This is a genomic window from Coleofasciculus sp. FACHB-1120, from assembly GCF_014698845.1.
Taxonomy (GTDB): Bacteria; Cyanobacteriota; Cyanobacteriia; order Cyanobacteriales; family FACHB-T130; genus FACHB-T130.
Genome location: NZ_JACJTV010000032.1, coordinates 45,224 through 60,931, shown reverse-complemented (window position 1 = coordinate 60,931; position 15,708 = coordinate 45,224). Strand labels below are relative to the sequence as shown.

At 46.5% G+C, this 15,708-nt stretch carries 14 protein-coding genes; 7 read left to right on the top strand and 7 right to left on the bottom strand.

Annotation, left to right across the window (positions count from 1 at the left end; all coding sequences use genetic code 11):
* Window positions 1–84 precede the first annotated feature (84 nt).
* Both H6H02_RS21875 and H6H02_RS21870 read right to left on the bottom strand, forming a co-directional pair.
* Window positions 85–294, bottom strand: a complete 210-nt coding sequence (locus tag H6H02_RS21875; protein ID WP_190821711.1) for a hypothetical protein — start codon at window positions 292–294, stop codon at window positions 85–87.
* 235 nt (window positions 295–529) lie between these two features.
* Window positions 530–1,576: an EndoU domain-containing protein gene (locus tag H6H02_RS21870; protein ID WP_190821709.1), complete on the bottom strand. Its 1,047-nt coding sequence runs from the start codon at window positions 1,574–1,576 to the stop codon at window positions 530–532.
* A 286-nt stretch (window positions 1,577–1,862) separates the two neighbouring features.
* Between H6H02_RS21870 and H6H02_RS21865 the strand changes: the two genes are divergently transcribed.
* On the top strand, window positions 1,863–3,677 hold the full coding sequence (locus H6H02_RS21865; RefSeq protein WP_190821707.1) for a tetratricopeptide repeat protein: 1,815 nt from the start codon (window positions 1,863–1,865) through the stop codon (window positions 3,675–3,677).
* Window positions 3,678–3,750: 73 nt separating this feature from the next.
* Here H6H02_RS21865 and crtW read toward each other — a convergent pair whose 3' ends face one another.
* On the bottom strand, window positions 3,751–4,527 hold the full coding sequence (gene crtW, locus H6H02_RS21860) for a beta-carotene ketolase CrtW (RefSeq protein WP_190821705.1): 777 nt from the start codon (window positions 4,525–4,527) through the stop codon (window positions 3,751–3,753).
* A 2-nt stretch (window positions 4,528–4,529) separates the two neighbouring features.
* Here crtW and H6H02_RS21855 point away from each other — a divergent pair, with 2 nt between their 5' ends.
* Entirely contained in the window at window positions 4,530–4,709 is a 180-nt protein-coding gene (locus tag H6H02_RS21855) for a hypothetical protein (protein WP_190821703.1), read from the top strand.
* Between the two features lie 238 nt (window positions 4,710–4,947).
* Here the strand turns inward: H6H02_RS21855 and H6H02_RS21850 are convergent, their stop codons facing one another.
* Window positions 4,948–5,151, bottom strand: coding sequence for a chlorophyll a/b-binding protein (locus tag H6H02_RS21850; protein WP_190821702.1), 204 nt, complete (start codon window positions 5,149–5,151; stop codon window positions 4,948–4,950).
* A gap of 267 nt (window positions 5,152–5,418) precedes the next feature.
* Between H6H02_RS21850 and H6H02_RS21845 the strand changes: the two genes are divergently transcribed.
* Window positions 5,419–6,240 (top strand): SDR family oxidoreductase, encoded by an 822-nt coding sequence (locus tag H6H02_RS21845; RefSeq protein ID WP_190821700.1) that lies wholly within the window; start codon window positions 5,419–5,421, stop codon window positions 6,238–6,240.
* A 185-nt stretch (window positions 6,241–6,425) separates the two neighbouring features.
* On the opposite strand, the gene H6H02_RS21840 is transcribed toward H6H02_RS21845, so the two are convergent.
* The gene (locus tag H6H02_RS21840) at window positions 6,426–9,086 is read right to left on the bottom strand and encodes a CHAT domain-containing tetratricopeptide repeat protein (RefSeq protein WP_190821698.1); all 2,661 of its coding nucleotides are present in this window, start codon (window positions 9,084–9,086) and stop codon (window positions 6,426–6,428) included.
* Between the two features lie 36 nt (window positions 9,087–9,122).
* On the opposite strand from H6H02_RS21840, the gene H6H02_RS21835 reads away from it, so the two are divergent.
* Window positions 9,123–9,341: a hypothetical protein gene (locus H6H02_RS21835; RefSeq protein WP_190428575.1), complete on the top strand. Its 219-nt coding sequence runs from the start codon at window positions 9,123–9,125 to the stop codon at window positions 9,339–9,341.
* Between the two features lie 291 nt (window positions 9,342–9,632).
* On the opposite strand, the gene ilvC is transcribed toward H6H02_RS21835, so the two are convergent.
* Both ilvC and H6H02_RS21825 read right to left on the bottom strand, forming a co-directional pair.
* The gene (gene ilvC / locus H6H02_RS21830; protein ID WP_190821696.1) at window positions 9,633–10,628 is read right to left on the bottom strand and encodes a ketol-acid reductoisomerase; all 996 of its coding nucleotides are present in this window, start codon (window positions 10,626–10,628) and stop codon (window positions 9,633–9,635) included.
* A 168-nt stretch (window positions 10,629–10,796) separates the two neighbouring features.
* A complete protein-coding gene (locus H6H02_RS21825) occupies window positions 10,797–11,525 on the bottom strand; it encodes a DUF3891 family protein (RefSeq protein ID WP_190821694.1) in 729 nt (242 codons plus the stop codon).
* A 311-nt stretch (window positions 11,526–11,836) separates the two neighbouring features.
* On the opposite strand from H6H02_RS21825, the gene H6H02_RS21820 reads away from it, so the two are divergent.
* The 3 genes from H6H02_RS21820 to H6H02_RS21810 all read left to right on the top strand — a co-directional run bounded on the left by H6H02_RS21820 (window position 11,837) and on the right by H6H02_RS21810 (window position 15,588).
* Window positions 11,837–12,784: a DUF4349 domain-containing protein gene (locus H6H02_RS21820; protein WP_190821692.1), complete on the top strand. Its 948-nt coding sequence runs from the start codon at window positions 11,837–11,839 to the stop codon at window positions 12,782–12,784.
* 179 nt (window positions 12,785–12,963) lie between these two features.
* Window positions 12,964–14,508, top strand: coding sequence for a SagB/ThcOx family dehydrogenase (locus H6H02_RS21815; protein WP_190821721.1), 1,545 nt, complete (start codon window positions 12,964–12,966; stop codon window positions 14,506–14,508).
* 138 nt (window positions 14,509–14,646) lie between these two features.
* The gene (locus H6H02_RS21810) at window positions 14,647–15,588 is read left to right on the top strand and encodes a ribonuclease III domain-containing protein (protein ID WP_190821690.1); all 942 of its coding nucleotides are present in this window, start codon (window positions 14,647–14,649) and stop codon (window positions 15,586–15,588) included.
* Window positions 15,589–15,708: the final 120 nt, after the last annotated feature.

Genomic DNA, 15,708 nt, shown 5'->3' with positions numbered 1-15,708 from the left:
TGATTCTGTTTACCTCGCTTTTTCCCATTCTTACGGATATGAGTGGAACCACACTCAGGACATTGCATCAAGAACAACCTCAATTCATACTTCTATTCTGCAACGCCCACTGCCATTCGTTTGTGCGCCCATGACCTGGTGCAACTCCTTTCTCTGCTTATATCTCATCCGCCCTCTTCTCCACAGGCGGTGAGTTAGTTGAATTTCAACAGGCGATGTCGTGCCATCAAGTGTGCCAGCCTCTTCCTTCGCTGCACCCATTCCCAATTTCTCTCCTGAATTGGCATTAGGCACTATCTTATGAACTTGATGGCTATCCTTTTTTCCCTCGACAACGAATTCTCCCTACCTTAAAAAGGGGGATTTAGGGGGATAAATCACGTTTTGCCACTTAACCAAAGATGTGTGTACACGGTAGCCTTTTTAAGGGGGTTGGGGGATCGCAAATGTGACATCAAAATAGTGAATTGGTATGAGAATGCGATCGCCTAGAATTCCCTTCTGAGGGCTGAGTGCAAGATTTGAGTAACTATCTTCTGCAAGCTTTTCCCCTAGGCGTGGCATCCGGATAAAAAGTAACGATCGCATCCTGACTCTTGACAAAAACAGCTTGATAAGATTTTTTTGTCTCATTATCTTGCACTGTTAAAAGGCAAGCTCCCTGAGCATTTCCCTGAGCTTTCAATGCTTTCGTTGCATCTAATAATATTTCTTTGGCATCGCTGACGAGAGCATAGCCTTTGATATCATCCTTCCAACTTTGACCATCTTTCTGGATGAGGATTCCCAGCGTATAAACTAACCCAGGAACCACCTCTTCTTTCTGCAAATTATTAGAAAGTCTCCCACCAATCCCTTGTTCTTGCAGCTGCCCATATCTGCCGAAAAAGTGCATTCCGCCAATCTTCGTTGGTCCTTCGAGTTCACCGCAAAAAATATGTTCAAAGCCACCCCTTCCAGACCAAGCAACTGTTAGATCGTCGAGAAATTCTGCTTCTGTGCTGCGGACAGCACGCAGTTTACCGCCTACCGCTTGTTGAATTTCTCGCAGTACCTCTCGATTTTCTGACATCAATTTTTTAAAATCACTTGCTGTAACTTTGCTGCCAATTGGTCCACAGGTTCTCAATACCGCTTGGTCAAAAGCACTGAGTTGGGGTAATGGCGGTGTGATATCCGCTGTTTGATTGCGCGGAAAGCCATGAAGTTCTGGATTATTAACATTATCAAAAAAGGGTAATACTGATGCCAATGGCTGGGTTACGGGGCTATCGGAGGAAGAAATCGGATCTGTTGCGGGGGAAAAATTACCACAATCAGCACTAACCCAGCGACGTTCTGGCTTAGCACCAGGAACGGCGATCTGAATAAACTTTCGCTTCGGAGAATTGAAGCCGACTGCTTGATAACGCTGACCCTTTGAGACTTGAATATTACCCGGATTTATCCCGTTAATTGCTCGTGGTGCTACACAAGTTCGTGTGGCGGTGAAGGTTCCAGAGGGCGGGACTTGAGCGTAAGCAGCTATTGATAGTAGTGGAAAGATTCCGAGCCAGAAAATTGCAAATCTAAGCATTGGGCTAGCACTTAGACTCATTAAAAAATTACGCTGCATAATTGTTAAGGTAAAAATCTGTAGAATTCTGCTCATCAATGAGGGTGTTGACAGAGTATATTCAGGTGTTTTTTATAAAAATCCGGACATTTCTTGCAGACTTCTTAAGCTGTCGCTCTCTTCCAAAGTTTTTTCAGTAGCCAAGAGTTTATTTTACTTTACATTTGAGCAGCAAAATATTAATTTAGGCAAGAAAAGAATTCGTAGTAATTATGCTATTCTTGAGGTCTAAAATTAAGCTCTTCCTATGGCAGATTACGGTAATTTGAAGAAGCGGATCGCATTGCTAGGGCAACCGTCCCGCAAAGGGAAAAAGGCGAACAAAAGATTTTTTACTTTTAGTTTATTTCTGTTAAGTTTTTATTGTGTAAGTGTTAATTTTTACGGCTCCAAGGCTTTATTGGCTCAGCCAACGCCGCAGCCACCGCTGGAGTTGAAAGACATTGATTATTGGGCGAGTTTGTGTGACTTATTGGGGGATGAGAAGAAATATGCAGAAGCCGTCGCCGCTTGCGACCAAGCGATCGCTCTCGATCCCAAAAAGCCGAAAATCTGGACTGACCGAGTGGATGGGCTGCTAGGACAAGCAAAATACACCGAAGCCCTGGTTTCCGCTGATAAGGCTATCCGCCTCAAACCCGACTATTCTCTGGCTTTGGCGGATCGGTGCATCGCCCTCGCCAACTTAGGCAAATATGAAGACGCGATCGCGTCTTGCGACAAAGCACTCAGAGGCGATGGAAATTGGGAGAACAATACGCCGCTCGTCGCTTGGTATAACAAAGGATTAGCGCAAAGGAAGCTGGGACAGAACGCCGAAGCGATCGCTTCTTTCGATCAAGCCTTAGAAATTCAATCGGATTATTCTTTAGCTTTAGCGGATCGATGCGCTGCACTGTCTGCGTCTGGGCAATATTCGCAAGCGATCGCTGCTTGCGATTTGGCGCTGAAAAGTGATGCTGATTGGGGCGCACTGACTCCAGCCATCGCCTGGTACAACCGAGGCGTGGCGCTGAAAAAATTAAGTCAGTACCAAGAAGCGATCGCTTCTTACGATCAAGCTTTGGCGCTGAATCCCACAGACGCCACCGCTTGGACTGAACATGGCGTTTTGCTGTCACTGGTGGGTAAGTACGCCCAAGCACTCCCCTCTCAGGAAATGGCGGTTAAATTGAGTCCCACTTACTCTGTGGCTTTGGCGAACCAGTGCGCGACGCTAAACAAAGTCAGCAAGTACGAAGACGCCGCCGCCGCCTGCGATAAAGCATTGCAAGGAGATGGGAGGTGGGGTGAGGCGAGTCCATCATTAGCCTGGGATCAGCGGGGGAATGCTTTATCTGGACAAGGCAAATACGAAGAAGCATTAGCCTCTCACGATCGCGCCATCGGTCTTAACCCTGATTACCCGGAAGCTTGGAACAACCGCAGCGTTACCCTGTGGTTTTTGGGAAGATACTCGGAAGCGATCGTTTCGAGCGATCGCGCTACCACCCTTAATCCTAACTATGCCCAAGCTTGGTTTAACAAAGGCAGGATACTTCGGACAGTAAAAGACTATCCCAAGGCACTCGCCGCTTACGATCAAGCGATTAAAAGTAGCGATCCGAACTTAAATCAATCGCTGCTTGCCGATATCTGGGCGAACCGAACGGTGGTGCTATGGCATTTGGGAAGAAACCCCGAAGCCCTCGCCTCTAGCGATCGCGCGATTAGCTTCAATCCTGAATTATCTCAGGCTTGGTACAACCGAGGCGTCGTGTTAGTCGCTTTGGAACGGTATGAAGAAGCGATCGCTGCTTACGCCCAGGCGATTCGCATTACGCCCAATGATGCGAATAGTCTTGCTGGTCGAGGCGTCGCCCTCTTGTTGTTAGATCGGTTAGAAGAAGCGATCGCTGTCTTTGATGAAGTTTTAAAACTCGATCCAAAAAACACTTTAGCGTTGGAGAATAAAACTCTTGCGACGCAAAAATTGGAAGAAAAGAAGTTAGAAGAACAAAAATTGGAAGAGAAAAAGAAAGACAGCCTCCCGCCACCTAAAAAATTACCGATTAAGAAATAACAAAAAAGGGGCGTAGCTAATACGCCCCTTTTTTCTGCTTAAAATGGCATTTGGCAGTAAAAACGGTAATTTACTAAGTAGAAGCTGTTTGATTCATTTTGTAAGCTTCTGGTAGTTGCCACCAAGGAAGATGCGGATATTCGTGATGTTCCTCGTGGTAGCCAAAATGATAACAGGTGATAAATGACCAGAAAACGGGCAGAGCATTAGTTTTGGCGCGATGAGGATCTTTATAACCCTCTTGTGGCTCTCGATGAGGTAGGAAGGTGCCGAAAAAGAATAATTGTACCGAACTCAAAATTGAAGGAATCACCCAAAACAAAGTCAAATTCAATTCTGGGATCGGCAGGGTGAAAGCAATCAGGTTATAGAAAGCCATTAAAGCGAACAAGCGTTTCCAGCTCCAATAACCTTTCATAAAGTGAAAGTACCAGGCAAAAAAGTTTTTATGCTGACTGTTATGAAAATCTGGATCGACTTCGCTTGCTGGGTGCTGGTGATGTACCCCATGCTTTTTCAATAACTCGTTAAAAGAAAAGAAGCCATATAACAATAATACGAATGAACCTATCAAGTTATTAATCTTACGGTTTTCAGGAAATACCACTCCATGCATTGCATCATGAGCGGTAATGAATAATCCTGTATAAAGAAACATTTGCCAAATAATGGCGGGGATTCTCCACACCGTAGGAATTTGCGACCAGTCAAGGGAAATTAAGAAAACTAGACTGCTTGCCCAGATGCCAATAATAGTAAAAGCAATTAAAAGTCCAATAATTGGATTTTCACTTCTTTCTATTTTTGGAAGTTTCGCTTGTTGCGGAGGTGCGTGTTCGAGCTGGATCATACTTGTGTAAATTTGGAGCTTTCCTTTCGAGCAAAAATTTAGGAGAGAATCGCGATCGCTATCCTATCCTTCAAGAACCCGCGATCGCGCTTGGTTTCCACGATACTCATCCTTTAAAAAATATCGATCGAGTGCAAGTCACTCAGGGAAGAAAACTGTCTCTGGGAAGAAAACTGTGTTGATGCTCGGTAGTCTGGATGAGATAGCGCTTCCTTTTTGTTAAATACTGTAAAAATAATATAACTATTGTAAAGGATTGCTGGTGCTGCGATCCGAACCATAGACGTTTTGCCGCTGCCCCTGATTGCACATCACTCGCAACCTCATCGAATGCTTGACCGTCCGGCTGGCAGATGAAGTCTTTATCTACAACTGCCCGCCAGACGAGTCTCGCAAGTCAATCATTAGCGGTTATAGAGATTAGCGGGTATAGGCAACCAGGTGCAGCACGTCCCGAACGACGCTGTAGCCTGCTAGATCCCAAAGTAGGTAAGCCAAAAAGCCGATCATCGCCAAGCGTCCGTTCCATAGCTCAGCTTGGGGATTCCAGCCAAACAGAAAGGCATTGCGGTCTTTGCCATTGTAGGCGGTAGTAACAGTTGGTAAATCAGTAGGGCTTTGCATGGTTTACATTCCTTAACAAATTGATTACGCATTCATCCTAGCTATCCAATTGGGCACCGCGCTCTGCCTATAGTTCCAATGTGCATTTAATTCTCAAGGAAGATGTAAGGGGTTTTGGCAAAAGTAACCTATATCACCTAGTTAAGCGAAATTTAGAGGAGCAGAATTTTAGCTATTTTTATCAAAAACTCTGACAAAAGCTAGAGGATTTCCCCGTTTTTCTTGAACAAACTGAGAGAGTAAAGCAATATTATTTAAACGGACTTTATGGCTTCCACGGTACTAATTACGGGTGCTTCTCAGGGCATCGGCAAAGCAACGGCTCTCTTGTTTGCCCAGAAAGGATATGACCTGGTAATGGCGGCACGTCAGGCTGACCGCTTGGAAGCAGCGGCACAGGAAGTGCGATCGCTTGGTCGAAAAGCTCTAGCCGTTCCTACGGATGTCAGAGACCCGGAGCAGGTAAAAACCCTGGTTCAGAAGGCGCTGGAAGAATATGGCACTATCGATGTGCTGATCAATAATGCAGGTCTCTATATATCAGGGCCAGCAGATTCTTTCTCCCTAGACGATTGGCATCAGACAATAGACCTCAACCTTTGGGGATATATTCATACGATTCACGCCCTATTACCTCATTTTCTGGAGCGAAAACAGGGCACGATTGTAAATCTGAGTTCCATCGGCGGCAAAGTCCCCGTTCCTTATCTTGTGCCTTACAATACCAGCAAGTTTGCGGTAACTGGATTAACCGAAGCGCTGCACTCGGAACTTGCACCCAAAGGTATTCATGTTTGTGGGATTTACCCGAATTTAATCAAGAGTAGTTTGATGGAACGGGCAATCTTTGGCGGTAAGAATGTAGAAGATGCCCAAGCGCGTCGAGATCAGCTCAATCAGGTGCTGAGTACCCCAGTGGTGGAGAAGCCGGAGGATGTAGCAAAGGCAATTTGGGAGGCGGTGAAGCATCAGCGAGCTGAGGTTTTAGTCGGTTCCGCTAATTTATCGGAAGCCTCTTATAGTATGTTTCCTGGCTTCATGCAGTGGGTGTTTCGGAAAACCTTCCAGCTCAAAGATAAGGAAGCCTAGAAATATCGCAGAGTGGTTTCATGCAATCAAAGAAAATATCGAACATTGCGAAATTTTGTAGAGGCATGGTAATCAAAAAGCCCCTACCGCTAACCAAAATCAACGTTACAGAATTTTCTTTTAATAAATGAAACCACCCTGCTAGGCAGTATTAACAGTATTAAGAGTGGGGCAAGTTTGTCGCATTATCTGGGTTCTCCAATTAACGTGAATCCTGCCCAGTCTTTAGGATTGGGATTTTGTTGCTTGATTTTGAGCATGGCTTGGCGCAAGGCTTTGGCTTTATCGTCGTTCTGCTTCAACTGCTTGTAAAATTCACTCATTAACGCACCCATGGGAGCATCTGGCGCAGACCACAAAGGCACGATCGCAGTCGGAACACCTGCTGCCATTAGAGAAGTAGACAAACCAATTACCCCATCGCCAGTTGTTTTACCCTTGCCGGTTTCAACAGCAGTGAAAACGACTAATTCAGGACGCAGGTGTTGCCCTTTGGGTTGCGCGAAAGATTCCAGAATTTCCGCAGAAGTAAGTAAACCATTATCTGAACCACCGGGAGCAAGTGCGATCGCACCGGGGACACCTTGACGCTTCACATCATCCAGAATTGCATAAGTTCCGAGATGGACGCTTTTAGCTTTCCGCATCTGTTCCAAAACCGCCGCCTTTGTCGCCTGGTTGCCAATTAGCAAAGATTTTGTCTTGAGAAAATCAGCGATTTCTAAGGCTTGCTGTTCTGCATTTGCTAGCGGCGGTAACGCTTTTGGTGCCTGTCCCAGTGCTGGTGCAATTCTCGGCATCACGGGATTTCCGACCACCAGACGATTGCCCCCAGAAGTTTTTCCTCGTTGCTCTTTGGTTAAAGCAAGTACCTGAATTGCCGGTGCTGTCAAGATGGTATGTTTATCAATCAGGTAGTTGCCATAAACATCCACTAAAGCCGCAAACGGAATCCGAAACATTTCTTTTTGCGGAATGAAGATAACACGGGCGTTTGGATCTTCTGGCAATAAATCGGCAATTGGTTTAATTAATAGTTGATGCAGTTGCAGCAACGGTTTTGGCTGAATGATTGGCGCTTTTGCCGATGAGGAAGTTGCATTACCTGTTGTCGCTGCTTCTGCCGCTGTGGGTTTCGGAGAATTGGCAGGCGCTTGTAATCCTAGAGATTCAGGAATCTTGGCAATTACATTTTCGATGGAAGAGACGGGAAAAATTGTGTTTTGGGCACCGAGTTCGATGCGCCGAAACATCACTTCCCCACTAGGCGGAATCACCCAAACATAAAGTCCTTCATCGGGAATAATCGAATATTCAACGAGTGTGGCGTTTTCTTGTTTGGCGATTTTTTTAATTTCTTCAATCGTGGGAAAAGTCAGTTTCTTCGGTGCGGGTTTTAAACCCGATCCCACGGGTTCGGTAGATAACCGCAGCCGCAGTAAATCGACAATCGACCTGATCCGCCCTTGTTCAGCCATTTCTAAGGCGGCAATCGGCTGTTTTTGAGCAATTAAAACTTGTTGTAAGCGCTGATAAGTCGTTGTTTGCGCGTCCAAATAGCGATTGGTGCTGCCTAAGTTGGCGCGGATCGCGTCCCAAGTTTTAACTGAATTGAGTAGGGTTTCTTTGGCTTCTTCTGGTTTACCTGATTTTAGAAGCGCAAATGCCAAATTATTCAGCGCCGTCCCTTCTGCCAAGCGATCGCCTGTTTTCCTTGCCGCCGCCAGCGGTTCTTGATACAGTGCGATCGCTTGCTCAAATTGCCCCCCATTTTGGTAAGCTTTTGCCAAATTATTCAGGGCGATGAGTTGCAAAGCGGCGTCACCACTTTTTTGAGCGATCGCAACTTGTTGTCTTCTGACTTCAATCGCTTCTGGATATTGCCCCTGCGCCTCGAAAGCATCCGCAATGCTGTTGAGAAAATAACCTTCTTCCGTGGCGTTGCCGCTTTTCTGAGCAATTAGCAACTGCTGCTGATAAAAGTCAATCGCTTGGGGATATTGTCCCAAGGTGCGATAAGCTTCTGCCAGGTTATTGAGAGAATCCAGCACTGCGTTGGGATTGCGGCTTTCTCTTGCCGCCGCTAGCTGTTCTTGGTAAAGTGCGATCGCTTCTGGATATTCTCCCTCTGATTCGTGAGCGATTCCCACATTGCCTAAAAAAGCTGCTTCTCGTTTTGGGTTGCCGATTTCTTGTCTCAGCTTTTGCGCTGAATCGCGAAAATCTTTCGCTTGTTTTTCATCCCCCAGATAGAAGTAAGCATTGCCCAAATTATCCAATACCTTAGCCGCACCCGGTTGATCGCCAATGGCTTGCAGAATGTCTAAGGTCTGGTAGTAGAATGCAAGCGATCGCAAATATTGCCCTAAAGTGAAGTAGGTTTCGCCAATATTCAACAGAACATTTGCTTCACCCGTGCGCGAACCGATTTCTTGGTAGAGGTTGAGTGACCTTTGCAAAGACTTTAAGGCTTCTTGAAATTGTCCCGTTTGATGCTGTCGAATTCCTAGTTGCAGCAGTTTGTCTGCGTTGAATTCGCTAGCGCTTTGCCTGTCAGATGTCTCGGATCGATTATCAATTGTGACGGGATCTGGTTTAACAACTTGTTTCGTTATGGCTGCTTTCTCTGTACGGGAGGTTTGTAAGCTTTTCCTGACACTTGCCCTGACACCACTGATAAAATCCTCGTCTCCTTGCGGCTGGGGATTCTTCAGGATATTTTCTCGTTCCGATGCTGCTGATAAGGGGGGTAATAAATAGAAAGGCGCGAGTAAAGACAAGACAGCCGCCCAAAACAGATAAACTCCCTTTTGACTGTTTAAATTTTCCGGTTTTTGAGGGAACAATAGAAGAAAGTACCTTAGAAAACTTTTCATACGATTATGGATAAAAAGACAGTTACGCCATTGGTGATTATTTTAGCTTTGATGTTTATTGGTTTTGGCGATCGCGTTCTGCCCAAACCCTTAAGTACAGCTAGTTTCAACACCCGAACCGCTTTGAATAATTCTTTACTGGGATTATTTCCCACTAAGAAACCGAGGAATGTTTACGAGCGAACCGAAAAAGCCATTGAACAAGAGGAAAAAGGAATCAAATAGTCAATGGGTAATGGGTTAGGGGAGATGTTTATTCCCATTATCCATTACCGATGACAGGGCGTCAGAGCGCATTTATAAAGAAAAATGAAAGTTGTCGGTGAGCCGATTTTTTCTCCTATAAAGCTTTACACATACTCGCTAAGCAGCAATACTTTCCGGTTACTGGTGCAATCCTTGGGGAGAAGCTGAATTAAAGCATCAAAAGAATAAATTAGTATTGCAAAAACTTAAAAACCCGCTTTCTTTAAAGAAAGCGGGTTTTCATTCAGGGTTATTTTCCGGTCTAACTGCTTAAACTTTCTTCAACCAGCTAAACATTGCCCGTAAATCTTTGCCAACGTCCTCAATAGGATGTTCGGCTTCCTGACGCCGCATCGCTGTAAATCCGGCTTTTCCAGATTGATTTTCTAATACAAATTCACGAGCAAATTGACCCGATTGAATTTCTTGAAGAATTTTCCGCATCTCAGTGCGGGTTTGGTCGGTAACAATCCGAGGGCCACGGGTCAAATCGCCATACTCAGCAGTATTAGAGATACTGTCGCGCATTTTGGCTAAACCGCCTTCCACAACCAAGTCAACAATCAGTTTGACTTCATGGAGACATTCAAAATAAGCCAATTCCGGCTGATAGCCAGCAGCAACAAGCGTTTCAAAACCCGCTTTAATCAGCGCACTTAAGCCACCGCAAAGCACAACTTGTTCGCCAAATAAATCGGTTTCAGTTTCTTCCCGGAAAGTGGTTTCTAAGATTCCGGCACGAGTCCCGCCGACACCTTTCGCGTAAGCCATCGCGCGATCGCGTGCTTGTCCAGTGGCATCTTGATACACTGCAAATAAACAAGGCACGCCTTCACCCTGTTCGTAAGTGCGTCGCACCAAATGTCCTGGCCCCTTCGGTGCTACCATCACCACATCTACATTCTCAGGCGGGACAACCTGACCAAAGTGAATATTGAAGCCGTGGGCAAAGGCTAATACTTTTCCTTCGGTTAAATGAGGCGCAATTTCATCGGTATAAACTGTTCTTTGTGCCTCATCAGGTAGCAAAATCATAATGAAATCAGCCGCTTTGGCAGCGTCAGCAACCGTGTGAACCGCTAAACCAGCTTCTTTCGCTTTTTGAGCCGACTTACTACCCGGATACAGCCCGACAATGACGTTCATGCCACTATCTTTGAGATTGAGGGCGTGGGCGTGACCTTGAGAGCCATAGCCGATGATAGCAATGGTTTTTCCGCTTAATAAATCTAAGTTAGCATCGTTGTCATAATACATCCGGGCCATAGGGGCAACTCCTTGGAGCAAGCATCTTGAGTAGTGCAAACTCTTAATTCTATCAAACTAAGTCAAGATCGCCCTACGATTAAAAAATTGGTAATGGGTAATGGTTAGGAGTCGTGAGTCTTTGGTTTGTTGCGACTGACTCATGACCGATTACCCATTATCCATCGGTCAAGACTTCACTAACGTCCACTCTAAAAGGTCAATCGGTGCTTCTTGAAGTGCTTGCGTGAGTTCCTCATTTGAGTCGAATTTCACTTGTTTGAGGTAGCACGCTTCCACATTCACCGTAAACTTTTCTTCTGCAAAAGGCCAAGGTTGCACGGTGAGATTCCCATCGCTACGCTGCACCACATCATAGCGCTTTCCGTCTGGCCCCTTGCTAATTTCCAAAGCCCGCTCACCCGCAGGTAACTCGTGGTTGCAGAGGATGAGTGAGAAGCGATCGCACCATTGCATAAATGCATAAGCTTTATCAGCTTCTTTTTGGGTAATCTTCAACCCCTTAATCCATTGCTTTTGATGCTCTTTTTGCTCATCCAGAAATTTGTCCAATTCCGGCGACTCTCCCCGTTTCCCTTCATTGAGAAAGCTGGTATGCATCGAAATCAACAAAGCTACCCAACGTCCTCGGTAGCGGGAATTCTGCGTCAGTGTAGCCAGCTTTTTGAGATCCGTTTTCTTGTCGAGGGTAAAGTCCAAGGGTGCCCCCGCTTCGGTGAGGTGATTTCCTTCCCACTCGCGTTCTAAGTCGTCGTGATGGGAAATTGCCGCCACCGTCTCGATCAAGCGTTCTGGGCGATCTTTCTGGTGCCAGTGACCCGCTATTTGAGCAGCTAGCAAGGCATGGGCGCGATGATAAATAACTTCCCAACCATTTTCAACTAGGTTAGCAATCACGAAAAACAGTCCTTTTTTCCTCGAATTCTCGATCTAGTGTGAAGTAAATTAACAAAGCACGTATCTAGCTTAGGGAAGCCGTTAGATGCGATCGCTCTTGCAGGCGCGAGAAACTATATCGCGGTTTTCACTCACCTCCATATTCCCCCCTCTCCGTTCACGGAGAGGGGCTGGGGGTGAGGTTCCGAATATATTGCACTAAAGTCAGAACCGCTATCGCCACAACGCCCTGTGTTGCATAAACCGCAACAATCAGCGTGCCCCTTTTTTCAGTAAGGCATACTGGCAATAACTAAATTGGGGGTTATGCCATGAACGGCTCACTTCATCCAACGCTGAAACCTTCTTTATTCTTAAGTGCCTTGCTGGGAGGCATCGTTTTAACCAGTTGTGCCTCTTCTTTGGAACAAAAGACACAATTCGCTCAACTCGCTCCCACCGCCCCAAATTCAGCGCCAATGGCAAATCCAGCAGCCGAAGCCGGAGCCGCTCGCTCCCAAGACACAGCAAGCCGTGCTGTGGCGAAAGCTCAGGTGCCGAGACAGCGCCCCCAATTGATCAAAAACGCCGAACTATCGGTGAGTGTCAACTCCATAGAAAAAAGCACTGAAATCGCCTCCAAAATTGTTAAACAACAGCAGGGCGACTTACTAAAATTCCAAGAGCAAAAACCCAAAGACGATAACGCCCGTCACACTGCATCTATGCAAATTCGGGTTCCGCAAGAGCAGCTCGAAACCAGTCTCGATTTCTTAGCAAAACTGGGAACCGTACAGCGCCGCACCCTCACCGCTGAAGATGTTACCGATCAACTCGTGGATAACGAAGCCCGACTGCGGAACCTGCGGAAACAGGAAAGCACCTTACTCAAAATTATGGAACGCTCCGGCTCAGTGGGGGATGTCCTGAAAGTTGCCAACGAACTCAGCAACGTGCGGCAAAATATCGAACAGCTGGATGCACAACTGAAAAGCTTACGCAGTCGAGTCGCCTACTCTACCATTACCCTAACTTTGGAAGAAGCGATCGCAGGTATTCCCCCAGCGCGACCTTTGGGTTCAGATGTTCGGGAAACCTGGAACCAAGCAACGCACTCCTTGGGCGAACTCACCACCAGCTTGATCCGGTTGGCGATTTGGTTAGCAGTCTTTAGCCCGTTTTTGCTGCTGTTAGTGGCGGTTCCCCTTGGCTATCACCGCTTCAAGCAGCAGCGATCGCAATCATCTCCTCAACCGTCCGAACCCCCGCACGCCGGTTAATCTACGGGTTGGTCAACCTTAATTTTACGAATCGCGGTTTGCCCCGATTCGCCCCGAAAAACCGTTAAAACAGAATGAATCCAGAACGACACAGATTTATTTGTACCTAACGGCACGACACGTTTGCTGCTGGGGATGGCAAGATGGAAGGCGAAGCGGAAGCGTTGCTAGACAGCTGTATGCCAGAATTGCGAGTATCAATTGCTCAGCACTATCACGAGCGGACTAAATACGATCCCCAAACCCTCGCCTCTAAGAGCCAGGGGCTGGACTGGGAGCGTCAACCAGTGCCTTTTAAGGACTACAAAATTGGCTCATCCTATGACCTGAAGCCCTATCTAACAGAAATACCAGAGGCGTTAGTAGATGAGGGCGAAAAAACCCAAGCATGGCGTCGCCTGTCGCGGCTGCTGTTTTGCAGCTATGGCTTGACCGCCAAAGTAATGACAATGGGAAATCCGATGTATCTGCGGGCAGCCCCCTCCGCCGGGGGATTGTACCCAGCGGAGATTTATTTAATTTCCCGTGGGACGCCGCTTTTACCACCTGGACTCTATAACTATCAGCCTCAGAGCCATTCTTTAATACATTTTTGGGACAGTGATGCCTGGAAAGCGCTACAAACAGCTTGTTTTTGGCATCCGGTGTTAGATAGTACCCAATTGTGCCTCGTCACCACAGCCGTCTTCTACCGTTCTGCTTGGCGCTATCAAGACCGAGCTTATCGGCGGATTTTTTTGGATACGGGGCATCTGTTGGGCAATATTGAGCTGGCGAGTGCCCTCAATGACTACCGCCCTCACTTAATTGGGGGGTTTGTGGATCGGGCAGTGAATGAGTTACTTTACCTCGACCCAAAGGAGGAAGCGGTCATTTGCGCGATCGCTCTGGCAGACTTGCTGGATGTGAAACAAAACTTGCCCCTCAGTCCAACTGCATTGCCCTCTGTCACCCAAACAGACTATCCTAATATCCCCGATGGTGAATTGCTCGGTTACTGCCACCAAGCGACGCAGATTGAGGAAAGCCAGCAGATAACTGGCAAGACGCCCATCCCTCAAGATGTCCTGCAACCGCCAACTCCCGATGATAAATACAACTTCCCCTTCTGTCTCAAGGTTTCAACCGTCACGACGCCAATTGATTGGGCAGCAAATTTGCACGACTTGGAAACAACCATTCTCAAGCGGCGCTCGACTCGTGCCTACACGGGTGAAGATGTGACTCTAGAGGAACTGAAAGCTTTACTAGATTTCACCTACCAACCCCAGCACTACATCGACCAAGGTTTAGATAGCTCTCCGGACTATTTTGATTTAAATTTAATCGAAACCTTTATCGCCGTGTCTGGGGTAGAAGGACTGGAGGAAGGCTGCTACTATTACGCACCGAAAGCTCAGGAATTGCGGCAAATCCGCTTTAAAAATTTCCGCCAGGAATTGCACTATCTGTGCTTGGGGCAAGATTTGGGTAGAGATGCGGGAGCAGTGCTATTCCACACAGCAGATTTGAAAACAGCAGTGGCGCAGTATGGCGATCGCGTTTATCGTTATTTACACATGGATGCCGGTCATTTAGGGCAACGGCTGAATTTAGCCGCCATTCACCTCGGTTTAGGCGTCAGCGGCATCGGCGGCTTCTTTGATAACCAGGTGAATGAAGTCTTGGGTATCCCTGCTGATGAAGCAGTTGTGTACATCACCACCTTAGGACGTCCGAGATAAAGGCAATTAAAAGGCAAAAGGAAAAAGAAAAAATCATTGTAAATTTTAAGATTGCTCATTGATTTTTTCAATCTCAAATCTAAAATTTCTTTTTCCTTTTGCCTTCGTTAATTAGGCATTTCATAGAGGAAAAAGAAGATGGCATGGAACCCGGAAACGGTCGAAAATAAAATTGGTCTCCGTTTCAAAGACAAGAACCTACTCCGCCTCGCCCTAACCCATACCTCCTTCGCCACCCAAATCGGCGAATCTGGGCAAGACAATCAGCGGCTAGAATTCCTTGGCAATGCGATTCTCAACTTCGTGGTTGCTGACTACCTTTACGAACGCTGCCCCTATCTAGAAATCAGCAAATTCTCAGTTTTGCGAGACAAGCTCGTTGATGGAGAAAGGTTGACCAAGCTTTGGTTCCAAATCGGGTTAGGAGAAGACCTGTTGCTGGGTTCGGGTGAAGACTGGAACCTGCTGCGCCAGAAGGTGAATAACCCCTTTAAAGATGCATTTGAGGCGTTATTAGGCGCAATGTACCTCGATCGTCGCTTCTCACAGACGCAGAAATGGATCGTCAAGCACTTAATCGATCCAGTTCTGGAGCATCATCTTCAGAACTTGAAAGAGCGTAAGCAGCCGAATAAACAGTTAGAATTTTTGGGCAACGGGATCATCAATGCTGCTGTTTCCGATTACCTATATCGCAAATTTCCCCACATTCGTACAGGCATTCTTTCCACTTTGCGAAAGCAGCTGATAAACTCCCACAAATTAGCTCAATTGAAGTCTCATCTGAGGTCGGAAGACTCAATTTTACTGGGGCGCGAGTCGGAAAAAATTGGCAGCTTATCGTTCAAGGCAATATTAGGGGAAGTCTACAATTACCATGAGCGTAGCTTCTCTGATACGTGTAATTGGTTTAAGCGCTTTATTCAAGAGGATGAAGTTTTTATTCTAGCGATCCCCTTACTTCTGGAAGATGGAAAACATAAGGAGTGGATTATCAAGAAAGTAATGGGATATGAAGGGCAACGCTACAAAGAAGGCGTAGAACGATTTAATCAGTTGATGGAGCGGGAAGCTTCTTAAAAAGTGCTGGATACTGTTAGCTTAGCTTCGCTATAGTCGTGGGCTGATTGAGAGACTTCCCCTCTCTTCCAGACTCAGTCTGGAAGAGAGAAATCACGCAATGATACGACTTTTGCGGTT

Excerpts from the sequence above, each read along its gene's own strand:
- H6H02_RS21870 (WP_190821709.1), bottom strand. The coding sequence starts at position 1,576 with ATGCTTAGATTTGCAATTTTCTGGCTCGGAATCTTTCCACTACTATCA.
- H6H02_RS21865 (WP_190821707.1), top strand. The coding sequence starts at position 1,863 with ATGGCAGATTACGGTAATTTGAAGAAGCGGATCGCATTGCTAGGGCAA.
- crtW (WP_190821705.1), bottom strand. The coding sequence starts at position 4,527 with ATGATCCAGCTCGAACACGCACCTCCGCAACAAGCGAAACTTCCAAAA.
- H6H02_RS21850 (WP_190821702.1), bottom strand. The coding sequence starts at position 5,151 with ATGCAAAGCCCTACTGATTTACCAACTGTTACTACCGCCTACAATGGC.
- H6H02_RS21845 (WP_190821700.1), top strand. The coding sequence starts at position 5,419 with ATGGCTTCCACGGTACTAATTACGGGTGCTTCTCAGGGCATCGGCAAA.
- H6H02_RS21835 (WP_190428575.1), top strand. The coding sequence starts at position 9,123 with ATGGATAAAAAGACAGTTACGCCATTGGTGATTATTTTAGCTTTGATG.
- ilvC (WP_190821696.1), bottom strand. The coding sequence starts at position 10,628 with ATGGCCCGGATGTATTATGACAACGATGCTAACTTAGATTTATTAAGC.
- H6H02_RS21820 (WP_190821692.1), top strand. The coding sequence starts at position 11,837 with ATGAACGGCTCACTTCATCCAACGCTGAAACCTTCTTTATTCTTAAGT.
- H6H02_RS21815 (WP_190821721.1), top strand. The coding sequence starts at position 12,964 with ATGCCAGAATTGCGAGTATCAATTGCTCAGCACTATCACGAGCGGACT.
- H6H02_RS21810 (WP_190821690.1), top strand. The coding sequence starts at position 14,647 with ATGGCATGGAACCCGGAAACGGTCGAAAATAAAATTGGTCTCCGTTTC.